The following is a 16,088-nucleotide window of genomic DNA, read 5'->3' as shown; positions in this document are numbered from 1 at the left end:
AGGAAGACGGGAGAAGAGCGGACACCAGTTATCGGATTCCGGCCAGATTCGTCCAAGACCGGCCAGATCCGGACACTCTTCAACCTGCTCGCCGGTCGGTGGCCCTCACGGAGCCCTTCCGACAGCGATCGCGTTCATCAAACGCGGTATGCAGCTTCCCGCTTCAGCGGAGCAACGGTGCCGTCAGTTCGCCGACCCGACGTTCGAGCCGTGCCGCCAGATCCGCTTCGGCGGCGTTCTCCTCGACCAGCCGCACCAGGGAGCTGCCGACGACGACGCCGTGGGCGACCTGGGCCACTTCCGCGACCTGCTCGGGGGTGGAGATACCGAAACCGACCGCGACCGGAAGGCGCACCCGCCGGCGCACGCGCTTGACTTCCCGCGCCAGGGTGGGGATCAGTTCATCGCGCTCGCCCGTCACGTCGGAGCGGGCGGTGTAGTAGACGAAACCGTTCGACGACGCCGCGGCCCGATCGATCCGTTCCCGGGTGCTGGTGGCCGCGATCAGGTAGATCGAATCGACGCCTCGTTCGCCCAACGCCGGCTGCAGTTCGCGCAGGCCCTCGTCCGGCGGCAGATCGACGCACAGCACCCCGTCGACGCCGCTGTCGGCGGCCTGGGCGGCGAACACCTCGACGCCCCGGGCGTGGACCGGGTTGTAGTACGTGAACAGGACGATCGGTACCCCGAGCTCCTCCCGGTGCCGCTCGACGATCCCCAGCACCGCGCTGAGCGACGAGCCCGCTGTGAGCGCCCGATGCGAGGCACGCTGGATCGTCGGCCCGTCGGCGATCGGATCGCTGAAGGCGACCCCGAGTTCGATCACGTCGGCGCCGCCGGCGACCAGGGCGCGCAGCAGGTCGGGGGTGGCCTCGAGGGACGGGTCACCGGCCACCAGGAACGGGATGAAGGCCGAACGCTTCCCGCGCGAACAGCGGGAGAAGGCCGCCGCAATCTCGCCGTCGCTCGAGTTACCCTTGCGAAGGGGGCTCATGCGTCGTACTCCAGGACGGACTCGACGTCCTTGTCGCCGCGGCCCGAGAGGTTGACGAGAATGACCTGGTCGCCGTCCATCCCGGGCGCGCGCCGCTCGACTTCGGCTATCGCGTGCGCCGACTCGAGCGCCGGCAGGATGCCTTCGGTCGCCGACAGGAGGTGGAAGGCGTCGATCGCCTCCTGGTCGGTGGCCGAGGTGAACTCGATCTGCCCGTGTTCGTGCAGGAACACGTGCTCGGGTCCGACCGCGGGGTAGTCGAGTCCCGCCGACACCGAGTGGGTGCCGACGACCTGGCCCTCCTCGTCCTGAAGCACCAGCGTCCGCGCACCGTGGAGCACCCCGAGCGTGCCGCCCGCGAAGCGCGCCGCGTGATCGCCCAGGGCCGGCCCCCGGCCACCCGCCTCGACGCCGACCAGCAGTACATCCGGCCGATCGAGGAAGGCGGAGAACAGGCCCATCGCGTTGCTGCCGCCGCCGACGCAGGCGACCGCCACGTCCGGATCCGCCGTGCCCGCGAGACGGCGCAACTGGCGCCGCGCCTCGGCTCCGATCACGCTGTGGAACTGCCGGACCATGCGCGGGTAGGGCTCCGGCCCCGTGACCGTGCCAAGGACGTAGTGGGTATCCGCAAAGCTGGCCACCCAGTCGCGGAACGCCTCGTTGATCGCGTCCTTGAGCGTCTGGCTGCCGGCGTCGACCGCCACCACCTCGGCGCCAAGAAGCTGCATCCGGTAGACGTTCAGGCGCTGGCGCCGCATGTCCTCCTCGCCCATGTAGACGACGCAGTCGAGGCCCAGGAGAGCCGCCGCGGTCGCGGTGGCGACGCCGTGCTGGCCGGCGCCGGTCTCGGCGATGATCCGCGTCTTGCCCATCTCCCTGGCCAGCAGCACCTGGCCCAGGGCGTTGTTGATCTTGTGCGCGCCGGTGTGGAGCAGGTCCTCACGCTTCAGATAGATGCGCGCGCCGCCGAGCTGCTCGGTCAATCGCTCGGCAAAGTAGAGCGGCGTCGGGCGGCCGACGTAGTGCTCCAGCAGATGGCGAAGCCGCCGCGTGAAGGAACGCTTCCGCCGCAGCCGGTCGTAGGCGCGGCTCAACTCCTCAAGCGGCGCCATCAGGGTCTCGGGAGCGTAGCGGCCGCCGTAGACCCCGTAGCGGCCGCCCTCGTCCGGCGCCAGGACGTCGGCGGCGAGGGGTGTTCTTACCTTCATCGTGCTACTCCCTGTGCGAGGTTGGCGAACAGTCGCTCCAGCTTGACGCGGTCCTTGAGGCCGGGCGAGACCTCGACACCCGAACAGGTGTCGACGGCGTAGGCGCCGGGGACCGCGGCAGCGACCTGGGCGACGTTGCCGGGGTGGACGCCGCCGGCGATGAACACGCGGCGCGGCCTGCCGCCAGCGGCGGGCGATGAGACGAAGCCGGCCGCCGCGGCGTAATCCCAGCTCTCTCCGGAACCGCCATACAGGCGGTCGTGGGCGCGGTCGATCAGGACCGCCCAGGAGTCCTCGTCGGGAATCCCGGCGTCCCTTGCGGCGGCGCCGCCGACGCGCCGGACCCGGATCGCGCGGTCGCTGAACTCGGCGACCAGTTCCGGGCTCTCGTCGCCGCTGAACTGGAGGAAGTCCAGGCCGACCCGGCGGTCGATCGTCTCGAGCTCTTCGCGCGTGGGGTTCACGAAGATGCCGACCGCACGGGCGCGGTCCCCCACGGCGCGACGGATCGCGGCCGCCTGCGCGATGTCGATCCAGCGGGGGCTCGGTCGATAGAAGTTGAGGCCGACGAAGTCCGCGCCCAGGTCGACGGCGAGCAGGGCGTCCGCGGAGGTCGTGACGCCGCAGATCTTGACCTTCATCGGGTCACCCCCGACGTTGCCTGCTCACCAGTGAGTTCCGCGAGTGCGGCGGCGGGATCGCCGGACAGCACGAGCCGCTCGCCGATCAGGAAAGCGTCGAAGCCGGCTTGCCGGAGTTTCGTGACATCGGCGCCCGAGTGAATGCCCGACTCGGCGACCTTGAGCGCCGAAGACGGAAGCCGGCCGATGCGGTCGGCGCTGCGCTCCAGGTCGACCTCGAACGTGCGCAGGTCGCGGTTGTTGATTCCCACCAGCTCCCACTCCGGGGAGTCGGCGCCTCGCAGCTTCTCGAAGTCCGCGTCGTCGTGGGTCTCGATCAGGGGCACGAGGCCCAGGTCACGGGCGAGCCGCGCCAGCCGGCGCAACTCCGGCGGGTCGTAGAGCGCCGCGATCAGCAGCACCGCGGAGGCGCCGGCGTCCCGCGCCCAGGCGACCTGCGCATCGGAGACGACGAAGTCCTTCGCCACCGCGGGCAGGCCCGAGGCGGCGATGCAGTCCGCGAGCAGCTCGTAGCTGCCGTAGAAGTGGTCCGGCTCGACGACCACGGAGAGGCAGGCGGCTCCGGCGGACCGGTAGGTCGCGGCGCGGCCGACCGGATCGAACCGCCCTCGCAGGTCTCCCAGCTTCGGAGATCCCATCTTGATCTCGCCGATCACGGCGCTCCCCCGGCGCTCGGAGATCGCGTCGAGGAATCGGCGGCCGGGGGCGTCGGGCGCGAGACCCGGGGCTGCGGACACGCAAGCAGGTCCCGGCTGAACGCCCTGGTCGCCAGCGGCCACACGCCGGCGACGCTGATCGCAGATGCGCCGCAGGATGTCGGGTACTTCGGACACGAACCTTGGCCTCCCCGTCTCAGTCGTCCCAGCCAGTCCAGCCGACCAGTGCCTCGAGCTTCGTGGCCGCCGCTCCCGAGCGCTGGATCTCGAACGCGGCGGCTACGCCGGCGGTCAGACTGTCGGCCCGTCCCGCGACGTAGAGAGCGGCTCCGGCGTTGAGACACGTGATGTCGGCAAGGGCTCCTCCGCCGCCACCGAGTACCCCGCGCATCAGTTCGACGTTCAACTCGGGTTCGCCACCGACCAGATCCTCCGGCGACGCTTCCGCGATGCCGAAGTCGCCCGGACGGACTTCGTACAGGCTGACCTCGCCGCTCCGAACCTCGGCGACCGCGGTCGTTCCGGTGGTCGTCATCTCGTCCAGCCCGTCGCCGTGGACGACGAAGGCGTGCTCGCTGCCGAGTTCGAGTAGCACGCGCCCGATCGGTTCGACCAGATCGGGCGCGAAGACGCCGATCAACTGCCTCTTCGCCCCCGCCGGATTCGTCAGGGGCCCGAGCACGTTGAAGAGCGTGCGCACGCCGAGTTCCTTGCGCACCGGCATGACCTGCGCCATCGCAGGGTGCAGCATCGGTGCGAACAGGAACACGATGCCGACCTCGTCGAGGCAACGCCCCAGCGGCTCCGTGTAGCCGGAGAGCCGCACGCCCAGCGCGGCGAGCACGTCGGCCGAGCCGGAGCGGCTCGAGACGGCCCGATTGCCATGCTTGGCCACTCGCGCGCCCCCCGCCGCCGCCACCAGGGCGGCCGCGGTCGAGATGTTGAACGTGCCGCGGCCGTCGCCGCCCGTGCCGCACGTGTCGATCACACCGGAACTCGTGTGCGCGACCCGCGCCGCGCGTGCTCGCATCGCGCGGGCGGCGCCCGCGATCTCGCCCACCGACTCGCCCTTGGCCGCCAGGGCGACCAGGAACGCGCTCTTCCACACCTCGGAGAGCTCGCCGTCCATCAGGCGGCCGAAGAGCTCCTCCACCGTTGTCGCGGGAAGATCCTCGCCGGCGATCGCCGTTCGCAGGAGGGCTGATAGGTCCAGTTCAGTCATCGGCTGCCTCACAGATGTCCAGAAAGTTCTGCAGCAGGTCCGGCCCGGTATCGGTGAGCACTGATTCCGGGTGGAACTGCACGCCCCAGTACGGCAGCTCGCGGTGGCGCATTGCCATGAGTGTGCCGTCCTCGCTCCAGGCCAGCGGTTCCAGTGTCCCGGGCAGGCTGTCCTCTTCGACCGCCAGCGAGTGGTAGCGGGTGGCGACGAAGGGCGACGGCAGGCCGGCGAGCACGCCGACACCGCCGTGCTCGACTTCGGAAGTCTTGCCGTGCATCAGCACTCTGGCCCTGCTCACGGTGCCGCCGAACGCCGACCCCAGCGCCTGGTGCCCGAGGCAGACGCCGAGGAGCGGCACATCGGGGCGTGCCCGCAGGAGGTCGATGCAGACGCCCGCGTCCTCCGGCCGGCCCGGGCCCGGAGACAGGACGATGCCGTCCGGCCTCCTCGCAAGCAGCTCGGGCACGGTCTCGACGTCGTTGCGCACCACCTCCAGCTCCGCGCCGATCCCGCCCAGCATCTGGACCAGGTTGTAGGTGAAGGAGTCGTAGTTGTCGATGACGAGGATCATGCCCGGCCCTCGAGCTCCCGCGCCAGGGCCACCGCCCGCAAGAGCGCCGCGGCCTTGTCACGGGTCTCCTGCGCTTCCCGCACCGGGTCCGAGTCGGCGACGATGCCGCCTCCGGCGGTGATCGACGCCTCGCCGTTCGTAATCGCCAGGGTACGGATCGTGATGCAGGTGTCCATGTCGCCGCCGAATGAGAAGTAGCCGACGGAGCCGCCGTACATGCCGCGAGCCTCCGGCTCGAGCTCGTCGATGATCTCCACCGCGCGGATCTTCGGCGCCCCGGAGAGAGTGCCGGCAGGCAGACAGGCCAGAAGGGCGTCGAGGGCGGACCCCGCACCACTTCCGGCGCCGTCCGCCTGCTCGGCTTCGACCGAGCTGACGATGTGCATCACGTCGCTGTACTGCTCGATCACCATGAACTCCTCGACCGAGACCGCGCCGGGAGAGGCGACCCGGCCGAGGTCGTTGCGGCCGAGGTCGACCAGCATCACGTGCTCGGCGCACTCCTTCGGATCGTCCATGAGCTCCTCCGCGAGAACCCGGTCCTCGGCAGCGGTTCGCCCGCGCGGGCGAGTCCCCGCGATCGGCCGCATCTCCAGCCGCCGGCCCGTCCGCCGCACGAGCATCTCGGGCGACGCGCCGATCAGCGACACCTCGGGCGACTCGAAGAGCACCATGTAGGGCGACGGGTTGACCAGCCGCAACGCCCTGTACACGGTCGTCGGCGCGACGTCCAGGTCGAGCGCCCAGCGGCGGGCAAGCACGACCTGGAAGATGTCTCCCGCGGCGATGTACTCCTTCGCCCTGTTGACGACAGCGAAGTAGTCCTCGTCGCTGAGGGTGGGGTCGGCGGTCTCCGCCTTGACTCCCCTGTCCTCGACCCGAGCCGCTGTGGCCGCCTCACCCCGACTCTCGAGGACCGCCTGCAGCGCGTCAAGCCGCTCCCTGGCGTCGGCGGCCGTGCTCTCGCCCTCGATCTCGTTTGCAACCGCAACGATCCGCTGCCGGGCGTGATCGAATACGAGCACGTCGTCGTAGCGAGCGAGGATCGCGATCGGCAGACCGAACGGGTCCGGCGGTCGGCCGGCCGCGTGATCGACGAGGCACGGCTCGGCGAGCCGGATCGCGTCGAAGCCGAAGGCGCCGAGCCAACCGCCCCCGAACGGCAAAGGCGGCGCGGGGTCGGCGCTCACGCCGTCGAGCAGGCGCCGCAGTTTCGGCAGCGGCTCGCCGGTTTCGATCTCGATACCGCCGCCATTCCGGAGGTCCTCGGTCTCCAGCCGATCGAGGTACACGCGGCAGACCTGCGAGGGACGCGCGCCGAGGAAGCTGTACCGGGAGACGTGCTCGCCGCCGGTGATGCTCTCGAGCAGAAAACGCCGGGCCCCGGCGTCCGCCTCCGCGGCCGCGGTGAGCTTGCGGTAGACGCCGAGCGGCGTCGACGTGTCGGCCAGGAACTCGCGCGTGTGGGCGATGGCGGCGGCGGGACGACTCACGACGACGCCCCCCCCGCGCCGCGGTGGCGGCGGCCCAACTCGGCAGCAACGTCGCCGAGCTCGACGCCGGTCGCCTGCAGCAACACGAGCAGGTGGTAGGCGAGATCGGCGGCTTCGGCCGCGAGGTCGTTCCGACGCCCGGCCGAATCCGGCTCCGCGTCGGCCCTTACGCCGGCAATCACCGTCTCGCCCGCTTCCTCCGCGACCTTGCGCGCAATCCGGTCGACTCCCTGGTCGAGGAGACGCGCCGTGTAGCTCTCCTCCGGCGCCGCCTCCGACCGCTCGGCGAGCACGCGCCGAAGCCAGCCGAGTTCGAACTCGGCCGCGTTCGGCTCGAAGCAGCTCCGTGTGTAGAGGTGGCAGGCCGGCCCGGCCGGCAGCGCCCGCACCAGCAGGGCGTCCCGGTCGCAGTCCTGGAGCACTTCGACCACCGCGAGGGTGTTGCCCGAGGTCGCGCCCTTGCGCCACAGCTCCTGCCGCGACCGGCTGAAGAAGTGGGCCTCGCGGGTGGAGAGCGTGAGTTCCACCGCCTCCCGGTTGGCGTAGGCGAGCATCAGCACCGCGCCCGAGAGCACGTCCTGGACGACGACGGGCAGCAGGCCCCGGTCGTCGTACATGAGCGTCGCCGGGTCGATCGTCGTTTCGGTCACGCTGTGACTCCTGTCTGAATGCGGATCGGATAGCGGCGGTCGAGATACTCCTTGACCGCGCCGACCGAGTACGTGGACTGGTGAAAGATCGACGCCGCCAGCACCGCCGCGGCGCCTGTATCCAGAGCATCGCCCAGGTGTTCGAGGGTTCCAGCGCCGCCGGAAGCGATGACCGGCACCGGCGACAGCGCCGATGCCCTGCGGAGCAGTTCCAGGTCGTAACCCTCCTTCGTACCGTCGCTGTCGATGCTGGTGAGCAGGATCTCGCCGGCACCCCTCTCGATTCCTTCCTCGATCCACTCCAGCGCGTCGAGACCGGTCGGCGTGCGGCCGCCGTGGGTGACGACCTCCCACCTTGGACCGTTGCCGGCCGCATCGTCGTCGCGCCGCTTCGCGTCGACCGAGAGCACGACGCACTGGCTCCCGAACCGCTCGGCGAGCCTGGTGAGCAACTCCGGTTCGGCAACCGCGGCCGTGTTGATCCCCAGCTTGTCCGCGCCGGCGAGGAGCAGGCGGCGTCCGTCGTCCACGCTGCGCACGCCGCCGCCGACGCTGAGCGGGATGAACACCTGCTCCGCGGTCCGCCGCACCCAGTCGAGGTCCGTGTCGCGCCGCTCGGGCGCGGCGGTGATGTCGAGGAAGACGATCTCGTCGGCCCCCTCGGCGGCATAGCGCGCGGCGGCCTCCGTCGGGTCGCCATGGTCGGTGAGGTTCTTGAACTGCACTCCCTTGACGACCCGCCCGGCGGCCACATCCAGGCAGGGGATGATGCGCCGGGTGAGGCCGGTCGGCTCGATCGTGGCTCTCATCGCACGCTCCCGCAGGCTTCGATCGCCTCGTCCAAACCGAGCGAACCGTCGTAGAGCGCCCGACCGACAATCGCGGCTTCGATCTCCGGCCGCCGCGCCGCGGCTTCGAGATCGGCCGCCGAACGCACGCCGCCCGAGAGGATCGCCGGCGCCCCGGCCAGGTCGCCAATCCGGCACGCGAGGTCGATGTTCGGCCCCTTCATCATCCCGTCGCGCGAGATGTCGGTGACCAGGACCGCGGCGATCGGCAGATCCGCGAGCTGGACGCAGAGCGCGGCCGGCGACCGGTCGGCCGACTCGGTCCAGCCCGCCAGCCGGACCTCGCCGCCGTCCATGTCGAGTGCCGCCACCATGCGTCCCGGGTAGTCGCGGCAGAGACCGGCGAAGGCGTCGAAGTCACGCACGATGAGCGAGGTCACGACGGCCTGCTCGCAGCCGGCCCCGAAGGCCCACTCGACCGCCTCGCGGTCGCGCAGGCCGCCGCCGAGCTGGATGCCGGCGCGACCGCCCTCCGCCGCCCGCCGCGCGAGTTCCTGGACGACGTCCCGCTGCGGCGAATCGCCGAACGCCGCGTCCAGGTCGACGACGTGGATGCGGGACACCCCCGCCTCGCAGTAGCGCTGGAGCGCGCCCGACGGATCGGCGTCGTACACCGTCCGCCGCCCGTCGTCGCCGCGCTCGAGACGAACGACCTGGCCGCCGCGTAAGTCAATCGCCGGCAGGAGTTGCACAGTTGCCTCCTTCATGGGCGCCGCCTTCGAGTTCCTGGGCCCAGGCCAGATAGTTGCGCAGCAGCCGCAGGCCGACGGCGCCGCTCTTCTCGGGATGAAACTGGGTACCCGCGACCCGTCCGTGGCCGGTGATCGCGGGGAAGCTCCGGCCGTGACGGCAGCGTCCGAGCACCGACTGCTCCGGTACGCCCTCGGGCGCGAACGAGTGGACGAAGTAGTAGTGATCGTCCTCGGTGCTGCCTTCGAGCAGGGGGTGCTCCGCGATACCGAAGACGCGGTTCCAGCCGATGTGCGGCAGGGGCACGCCACCCGGCAGCTCGGTGACCCGCCCGCCGAGCAGGCCAAGACCGTCCGTCGTCCCGAACTCCTCGCTGCTGTCAAACAGCAGCTGGTAGCCGATGCAGATGCCAAGCAGGCAGGCGCCCCGTTCCAGCGCGATCCGGATCGCCTCTTCGGGCGCGCCGCGCAGCCTCTCGCGCGGCGGGCGGAAGGCGCCGACGCCAGGTAGCACGAGGCAGCGGGAAGCACGAATCGTCGCTGGATCGCAGGTGATCCCGACCTCGGCGCCCAGATGCCGGAGCGCCCGCACCAGGTTGCCGATGTTGCCGACCCCGGCGTCGATCACAGCCACTTCCGTGCCGGTCATGCGGTCAGACTCCCCTTCGTGCTCGGCACCTCGGCGGCCGCTCCAGCCCCGAGCGACACCGCCTCACGCAAGGCGAGAGCCACCGCCTTGAACGACGCCTCCGCCACGTGGTGCGGGTTGCGGCCGCGGAGCACGTCCAAGTGCAGCGTCAGCCGTCCGCGGTCGGCGAAGGCGCCGAAGAAGTCCCCCACGAGCGTGAGCGGGAACTCGGTCGTGACCCACGCGTGCTCGAGTTCGGCAGGCAAGCGGAAATGGAAGGAACCGCGGCCCGAGAGGTCGACCACGGCGCGGGCCAGAGCCTCGTCGAGCGGTGCGAAGGCGTGTGCGAACCGGCGCACCCCGGCGCGGTCACCGAGAGCTTCCCGGAGAGCGTCGCCGAGCACGAGCCCAACGTCCTCCACCGTATGGTGGAGGTCGATATCCGTGTCGCCGCGGGCTTCGAGGTCGAGTCCCAAGCTGCCGTGACGGGACAGCGCGTCCAGCATGTGCGAAAAGAAGCCGTTCGGCACATCGAGCCGGCTCGGCCCGCCGTCGAGCGACAGCTCGGCGCGGATCTCTGTTTCGGACGTCCTGCGTTCGATGACAGCTCGCCTCATGACTTCTCTCTCCCCTCAGAGTCCATCGCTTCAGCACGTGCCGGCCGCATGCCCGCGAGGACGCGCCGCACGGCGCGCAGCGCCGGACCGCCTCCGACGCCGATCCTCATGCAGTTGGCCAGGCCCGGGTAACCACTCACGTCCCGGACCAGCACGCCGGCCGCCGCCAGACCGTTGCGGATCTCGGCGCAGCGCGGGTGCCGAGCGAGCAGGAAGTTCGCCTCCGAGTCGAAGACCTCGAAGCCGAGGTCCCGGAGCATCGCCGTCCACTGCCCCCGCCGCGCCCGCACGACCGCGACCCGGCGCGGGAAACGGCCGGCGTGTTCCAGTGCCACCTCGCCGATGGTGGCCGCGGCGCGGCCGACGTTGTAGGCGAGCTTGACCTTGATCAGTTGCGAGACGAGTTCCGGCGCGGCGAGCAGGTAGCCAAGACGGATGCCGCCCAGGGACCACGCCTTGGACAGGGTGCGGAACAGGATGACGTTCGGGTTCGCCCGCAGCAGCGGCCGGTAGTCGTGGCGGCAGAACTCACCGTAGGCGTTGTCGAGCAGAAGCGCCGCGTCGAGGGACTGCGCGAGGCGCTCCACGGTTTCGGGATCCGCCGCCGCCCCCGTCGGGTTGTTCGGCGTGCACAGGAGCACGGGCCGCCGCGGGTCGCGGTCGACCTCGGCCTGCAGTTCGTCCATCTGCAGACCCAGGTCGGGAGCCGGTTCCAAGTGCCGCGGCACGCCGGCGGCGCGCGCGACGAACGTCCTGTAGGGACTGAAGCTCGGATCGCAGATGAGCACTTCTTGGCCGGGGCGAACGACGCCCTCGAGCACGGTCGTGAGGAGTTCGCCGGAGCCGTTGCCGACCAGGACGCCCTCCATCGGCCACTCGTGCAAGTCGCCGATCAGCCGGCGCAACCGGTCGGCGTGAAAGTCCGGGTACTCCGACCATGGCCGGTCGGCCAGCCGGGCCAGCGCCTCTCGCTTGAGCGACCGCGGCAGGTCCCAGGGCGCTTCGTTCTGGTCGAGCTTGTAGCGGGCCTCGACCTGGTGCAGCGAGTAGAGCGACAGGTCGCGCACCTCCGGCCGCACGAGAGCCGCCGCCCGCTCGGCACGGCCGGTCATCGCCTGGTCTCCCGATCGTCTGACCCGCGGCGCAGCCTGGCCGCGGCGGCATGGGCGGACAGACCCTCCGTGTTCGCCAGCGTCTCGGCGGCGCCGGCCCAGTCCGCCGCGGCCTCGGCGGAGAACCGAACGGTGTGACTGCGCCGCACGAAGTCCTCCACGCCCAGGCCCGAGGCGAAGCGAGCGCTGCCGCCCGTGGGCAGCACATGGCTGGGTCCGGCCACGTAGTCCCCGAACACCACCGGCGACCAAGCGCCGACGAACAGCGCGCCGGCGTTGCGTACTTCGTCCGCGCGCGCCTCCGCGGCGTCACCGATCAGTTGCAGATGCTCCGGCGCCAGCCGTTCGGCGAGTGCGAGCGCCCCGTCCAGGTCGACGGCGACGAAGGCCGCTCCGTGGGCCTTGAGCGCGGTGCCGGCGGTCTCGCGTGTCGGCAAGCCGGCGAGCTGCCGGTCCACTTCCGACGCCACCCGATCGGCAAGCGACCTGGAGTCGGAGACCAGAACCGGGACCGCCAGGGGATCGTGCTCCGCCTGCGCCAGGAGATCGGCCGCGACCCATGAGGCCGGAGCGCCGTCGGTCGCCACGATGACCACTTCGGATGGACCCGCATCGCGGTCGACGCCCACGTCACGCGAAACAAGCTGTTTCGCCGCCGCCACCCAGGCGTTGCCCGGCCCAGCGATCAGGTCGACCGGCCGGACCGACTCCGTGCCGTAGGCCAGCGCCGCGACGCCGTGCGCGCCGCCCATGCCCCAGACCTCGTCCGCTCCGACCAGGTCCAGCACATGGCGCAACACTGGACTCCCCCGGTACGCCTGAGGCGGCGTGGCGACAACGAGTTCCTCGACTCCGGCGAGCCGTGCCGGCACCGCGGTCATCAGCACCGTCGACGGATAGGGGAACCGGCCCCCCGGCACGTAGATCCCGACCCGGCGGATCGCCAGGCGGCGCTCCTCGATCGCAACGCCGTCCCGCTCGAGGCGGAGGACGCCCGGGCCATGCGGCTGCGCCCGGTGGTACGCCTCGATCGCGGCTCGCGCGCGTTCTATGGCCTCGGCCACGTGGGGATCGACGGCGACCGACTCCGGATGCGGGCCAGAGTCCAGTCGCAACGAAGCCGCCGAGGATGCCTCGAAGCCGTCGAAGCACCGCACCGCATCGAGAAGGGCCGCGTCGCCGCCGCGGCGGACGCCGTCCACGATCTCCCCGGCGGCCTGCCGGATCCCGGCCGCAACATCGCTCCGGCCCCGCCGGTCGAGCAGTGCGAGGCGTTCCCGCCCGGCGCGGCTGTCAACCGCCAGGACTTCAAGTGCTCGATTGCTGCCGACCTCAGTCACCGGCAGCCCCCGCTTCTTCGAGGGCGCCCAGCAGCCGGCTGAGCCGGCGCCGGTGGGCGTGGAACGAAGCCCGATTGACGACGAAGGTCGGCGCCACCTGCGCCAGGACCTCGACCTCGTGCAGGTCGTGCGTACGTAGCGTCGTGCCGGTCTGCACGATATCGACGGCGACGTCCGTCAGATCGAGCAGAGGGCCGAGTTCGATGGAACTGGTCAGGTGGAGAACCTCGACGTGCAGGTTGCGCGCGGCAAGCAGCCGCGCGGCCCAGGCTGGATAGCGCGTCGCAGCCCGGAGCTGGCCGCCACGGCGCGGCAGTTCCGGCGTCTCGGCGATCAGCGACAGCCGGCTCCGGCCGTACCGAAGCCGCAGCGGTTGGAAGACGTCGGGCTGTGTCTCCTCCAGCACGTCGCTCCCTACGATCGCGCAATCGACGATCCCATGCTCCACATAGAGCGGTAGATCCCAGTCCTTGAGCAGCAGCACCTCGATCTCGTCCCCCAGCACGTCTTCGTCGCTGAAGCGCTGGCGCAAGCGCGAAGCATCGAGGTCGGCGAGACCCACGCCCGCAGCGGCGAGCGCGTCGCGGGCCGGTCCCAGGTTGCGTCCCTTGGGCAGACCGAACGTGATCATGCTCCGACATCTCCCAGTTCCGTCAGCAGGTCGAGCCCGAACGAGAAGCCGACCGCCGAGCAGTCGCCACTGAGCGACCGGAACACCTTGTCGTAGCGGCCGCCGACCCCGAGAGCCAGGGCGGTCCCCGGAGCGTAGGCCGCGAACATGAGGCCGTCGTAGTAGCCGCGCGGACCTGCCGAAACTCCGACCCTCGGGTCGAGCGCGGCGGCGGCGAACTCGGCGAGGTCGACCTCGACCTGGACGCTCCGGGCCTCGTACGTCTCGGCCAGCCGGTCGCGGAGCGCCAGGAGATCGGTCACCGCCTCGGCGGCTCCGCCCAGCACGGAGAGGTCCGACGGGTATCCCCGTTCGACGACTTCGGTCAGGCGAGCCCGGCCCGCGGCCCTGCGGTCGCGGCTCGCGATCCGAAGCGCCAGTTCGCCGGCGGCGCCGTCTCCAGCCGTCGCCAGCAGGGCCTCGTCGAGCGCACCGGCGATACCGAGGACGACCCGGACCGCGGCGTCGTCGCCGCCCCCTGAGTCCTCGCCTCGGGCCCCAAGCAGCAGGTCCAGGAAGAGCGTCACCACCTCAAAGTCCGCCTCGGTGGGGTCGCCGCCCAGCAGTTCGGCGCCCAACTGCGAGTACTCACGCATCCGGCCGGGACGAAGCGGCTGGTGCCGCACGACATCGCCCCGGTAATAGAGACGAAGCGGCAGCTCCAGGTCGTCCAGGTGGGGGGCCAGGAGCCGCGCCAGCATCGGCGTGAAGTCGCCGCGCAGGGCGAGCAACTGGCCGTCCCGGTCGACGAAGCGGTAGAGCTGCTTGAGCAGCCGTTCCTGCAGCAGCGGCCGGTAAGGCTCGAAGTAGTCGAGGATGGGCAGCAGGACCTCGGCGAAGCCCCTCTCTTCGAGCAGACCCGAGAGAAGCGCCTCCAGCCGGCGGCGTCGCTTCACGCTGTCGAACAGGGCGGCCGACACCCCAGTCGGTAAGCCGGCGGAGATCTTCATCGCTGCGTCTCCAGACCCAGGGCAGCGGCGCCGACCTCGAACGGCAGCGGCCCACCCGTCATCGCCTTGAACTGCGCCAGACCCTGGTGTAGCAGGACCTCCCGTCCGTCCACGACCGGCACGCCAAGTGCCCCGAGCGCCCGGCTCCACGGCGTAGGTCCGCCGCCGTAGACCAACTCGACGCCGACCGCCGACGGGCGCAGCGCGTCCGGATCGCAGGGAAGAGGATCGCCGGGACGACCCCCGAGAGAAGTCGCGTTGACCACGATGTCGAACGGTCCGGGGTCCAACTCCGTCAGCGGGACGAAGCTCACCGCGAGGGACTCCGCGGCCGCTTCCCCCGCCTCGACGGTGCGGTTGGCTAGTGAGACGTCCGCGCCCGCCGCCGCGAGACCCGCCACGGCGGCCCGTCCGGCGCCGCCGGCGCCGATGACCAGGGCGGTGCGGCCCGCCGTCTCGATCCCCCGGCGGCGAAGCGGGCCGACGACACCCTCCGGATCCGTGCTCTCAGCCCGCCACCTTTTTTCGGCCGCCGCGCCCGGGGCCGGAAGCAGAGTGTTCGCACCCGCGGCGCGCACCGCCGCATCGCCAGCCTCCGAGGCGGCGGCGAGCGCCGCGGCCTTGTGCGGCGCCGTCACGCTCAGACCGCCGAGAGGGAGTCCCGCGCGCTCGAGGAAGTCGCTGAGGACGACTTCCTCCCAGAACGTTTCGAAGGAGGGCGCGTCGAAGGCGACGTAGAGCGCGGCCTGACTGCGGGCCCGGTAGCCGGCGTTGTGGAGCCGCGGCGACATGCTGTGCGCCGCAGGATGTCCGACGACGCCGAACAGTCGCGCCACCGGCGGCAGACTCGGCAGGCCGTAGTCGGCCCGCAAACGTTCGACGGACGGCTGGCCGGGAGCGGCGGCCACCGAACCTGCCGCACCGTAGACCCAGGGCGCGCCGAGCCGGGGCGCCAACAACCGCGTCCATGCGCCGACCGCGCCCATCGAGAAGGCCACGACATCCTCCCGGCCTTCCCCGAGCAGGAGTTCGAGCGGTGCCAACTCCTCGCCGGAACGCTCCGCCGCGGTCACGAGCTTGTAGAGCCGAGCCTCCGTGGCCGAGGCCTGCTTCAACCGACTCCGGAGTGCCTTGAGGTGACCGGCTCGACCATGCCAGGAAACCAGGCGGCGGCGTGGTTCGACGGCGTCCAGCACCCCGGAAACCAGGTCGCGGTCCGCCTCGAGGTCGATCAGGTCGTACCCCGCGCCAGCCGCCAGCAGCTTCTCCCGGCGGTCCGCATCAACCGGCCCGTGACCGCCCTCCGCCTCGCTGCGCAGAGTGTAGAGAAGCTCCCCCGCGAAGCGCTCCCGGAGCCAGCCGGGATCGATCGCCCCGACCAGGTCCGCGCGCACCTCCAGACAGTCCGCCAGCTCCGAGAGCGCGCGCACCTCGTCGCCGGACGCGCTGGGCGCCTCGGTCAACGACGCCACCAAGGTCGCACGCGCTGCGACCTCCGCAGGGGTGGCGGTTCGGGGTTCGTCGGTTGTCGGGTTCAAACGGGAAGACCTCCTTCGATCCGGAAGGAGGTCTTCTCGCTCACCCTCGTCCCGGACCGTGCGTACCGGGACCTGGCCCGGGTTCAGCCCTTGCCGTGACCGTGAGCCCACCAGGACGTCGCGACGACCCCGGTCGCCGGAGCGACGGAGGCAGCGACGAACGCGGAAGTGCTGTCCTGTGAGTTCATGACGCGGTGAGGGTGGAACGGGTCGGAATGGCTCCGGGAGGCCGGATACTGTACCGGAAGGTGCGGACTG

At 71.1% G+C, this 16,088-nt stretch carries 17 protein-coding genes; all 17 read right to left on the bottom strand.

Annotated elements, in window-relative coordinates:
* Nucleotides 1-163: 163 nt before the first annotated feature.
* The 17 genes from trpA to OXG83_13545 are packed head-to-tail and all read right to left on the bottom strand — an operon-like array spanning nucleotide 164 to nucleotide 15,830.
* Complete coding sequence (gene trpA, locus OXG83_13625; protein ID MCY3966069.1) at nucleotides 164-994, bottom strand: tryptophan synthase subunit alpha; 831 nt, start codon at nucleotides 992-994, stop codon at nucleotides 164-166.
* Complete coding sequence (gene trpB / locus OXG83_13620) at nucleotides 991-2,205, bottom strand: tryptophan synthase subunit beta (GenBank protein ID MCY3966068.1); 1,215 nt, start codon at nucleotides 2,203-2,205, stop codon at nucleotides 991-993. Before trpB ends, trpA begins: the two co-directional genes overlap by 4 nt.
* Nucleotides 2,202-2,846: a phosphoribosylanthranilate isomerase gene (locus OXG83_13615; protein ID MCY3966067.1), complete on the bottom strand. Its 645-nt coding sequence runs from the start codon at nucleotides 2,844-2,846 to the stop codon at nucleotides 2,202-2,204. The genes trpB and OXG83_13615 overlap by 4 nt, the downstream gene beginning before the upstream one ends.
* The gene (locus tag OXG83_13610) at nucleotides 2,843-3,679 is read right to left on the bottom strand and encodes an indole-3-glycerol phosphate synthase TrpC (protein MCY3966066.1); all 837 of its coding nucleotides are present in this window, start codon (nucleotides 3,677-3,679) and stop codon (nucleotides 2,843-2,845) included. Before OXG83_13610 ends, OXG83_13615 begins: the two co-directional genes overlap by 4 nt.
* A 19-nt stretch (nucleotides 3,680-3,698) precedes the next feature.
* On the bottom strand, nucleotides 3,699-4,724 hold the full coding sequence (gene trpD, locus OXG83_13605; protein ID MCY3966065.1) for an anthranilate phosphoribosyltransferase: 1,026 nt from the start codon (nucleotides 4,722-4,724) through the stop codon (nucleotides 3,699-3,701).
* Nucleotides 4,717-5,295: an aminodeoxychorismate/anthranilate synthase component II gene (locus OXG83_13600; GenBank protein ID MCY3966064.1), complete on the bottom strand. Its 579-nt coding sequence runs from the start codon at nucleotides 5,293-5,295 to the stop codon at nucleotides 4,717-4,719. Before OXG83_13600 ends, trpD begins: the two co-directional genes overlap by 8 nt.
* Nucleotides 5,292-6,788, bottom strand: a complete 1,497-nt coding sequence (locus tag OXG83_13595; GenBank protein MCY3966063.1) for a chorismate-binding protein — start codon at nucleotides 6,786-6,788, stop codon at nucleotides 5,292-5,294. Before OXG83_13595 ends, OXG83_13600 begins: the two co-directional genes overlap by 4 nt.
* Nucleotides 6,785-7,438: a bifunctional phosphoribosyl-AMP cyclohydrolase/phosphoribosyl-ATP diphosphatase HisIE gene (gene hisIE / locus OXG83_13590; protein ID MCY3966062.1), complete on the bottom strand. Its 654-nt coding sequence runs from the start codon at nucleotides 7,436-7,438 to the stop codon at nucleotides 6,785-6,787. The genes OXG83_13595 and hisIE overlap by 4 nt, the downstream gene beginning before the upstream one ends.
* The gene (hisF, locus tag OXG83_13585) at nucleotides 7,435-8,247 is read right to left on the bottom strand and encodes an imidazole glycerol phosphate synthase subunit HisF (GenBank protein ID MCY3966061.1); all 813 of its coding nucleotides are present in this window, start codon (nucleotides 8,245-8,247) and stop codon (nucleotides 7,435-7,437) included. The genes hisIE and hisF overlap by 4 nt, the downstream gene beginning before the upstream one ends.
* Nucleotides 8,244-8,993 (bottom strand): 1-(5-phosphoribosyl)-5-[(5-phosphoribosylamino)methylideneamino] imidazole-4-carboxamide isomerase, encoded by a 750-nt coding sequence (locus OXG83_13580; GenBank protein ID MCY3966060.1) that lies wholly within the window; start codon nucleotides 8,991-8,993, stop codon nucleotides 8,244-8,246. Before OXG83_13580 ends, hisF begins: the two co-directional genes overlap by 4 nt.
* A complete protein-coding gene (hisH, locus tag OXG83_13575) occupies nucleotides 8,956-9,624 on the bottom strand; it encodes an imidazole glycerol phosphate synthase subunit HisH (protein MCY3966059.1) in 669 nt (222 codons plus the stop codon). The genes OXG83_13580 and hisH overlap by 38 nt, the downstream gene beginning before the upstream one ends.
* Nucleotides 9,621-10,220: an imidazoleglycerol-phosphate dehydratase gene (locus OXG83_13570; protein ID MCY3966058.1), complete on the bottom strand. Its 600-nt coding sequence runs from the start codon at nucleotides 10,218-10,220 to the stop codon at nucleotides 9,621-9,623. The genes hisH and OXG83_13570 overlap by 4 nt, the downstream gene beginning before the upstream one ends.
* A complete protein-coding gene (locus OXG83_13565) occupies nucleotides 10,217-11,332 on the bottom strand; it encodes a histidinol-phosphate transaminase (GenBank protein ID MCY3966057.1) in 1,116 nt (371 codons plus the stop codon). Before OXG83_13565 ends, OXG83_13570 begins: the two co-directional genes overlap by 4 nt.
* The gene (gene hisD, locus OXG83_13560) at nucleotides 11,329-12,672 is read right to left on the bottom strand and encodes a histidinol dehydrogenase (protein ID MCY3966056.1); all 1,344 of its coding nucleotides are present in this window, start codon (nucleotides 12,670-12,672) and stop codon (nucleotides 11,329-11,331) included. Before hisD ends, OXG83_13565 begins: the two co-directional genes overlap by 4 nt.
* Nucleotides 12,665-13,303, bottom strand: a complete 639-nt coding sequence (hisG, locus tag OXG83_13555) for an ATP phosphoribosyltransferase (GenBank protein MCY3966055.1) — start codon at nucleotides 13,301-13,303, stop codon at nucleotides 12,665-12,667. Before hisG ends, hisD begins: the two co-directional genes overlap by 8 nt.
* Complete coding sequence (locus OXG83_13550; protein ID MCY3966054.1) at nucleotides 13,300-14,292, bottom strand: ATP phosphoribosyltransferase regulatory subunit; 993 nt, start codon at nucleotides 14,290-14,292, stop codon at nucleotides 13,300-13,302. Before OXG83_13550 ends, hisG begins: the two co-directional genes overlap by 4 nt.
* Nucleotides 14,289-15,830 carry a type I 3-dehydroquinate dehydratase gene (locus OXG83_13545; protein MCY3966053.1) on the bottom strand — a complete coding sequence of 514 codons (1,542 nt, stop codon included), beginning with the start codon at nucleotides 15,828-15,830 and terminating at the stop codon, nucleotides 14,289-14,291. Before OXG83_13545 ends, OXG83_13550 begins: the two co-directional genes overlap by 4 nt.
* Nucleotides 15,831-16,088 lie beyond the last annotated feature (258 nt).

Source organism: Acidobacteriota bacterium (assembly GCA_026707545.1).
Classification (GTDB): Bacteria; Acidobacteriota; Thermoanaerobaculia; order Multivoradales; family Multivoraceae; genus Multivorans.
The sequence above is the reverse complement of the archived record's forward strand: the minus strand, read 5'-3'. Positions and strand labels throughout refer to the sequence as shown.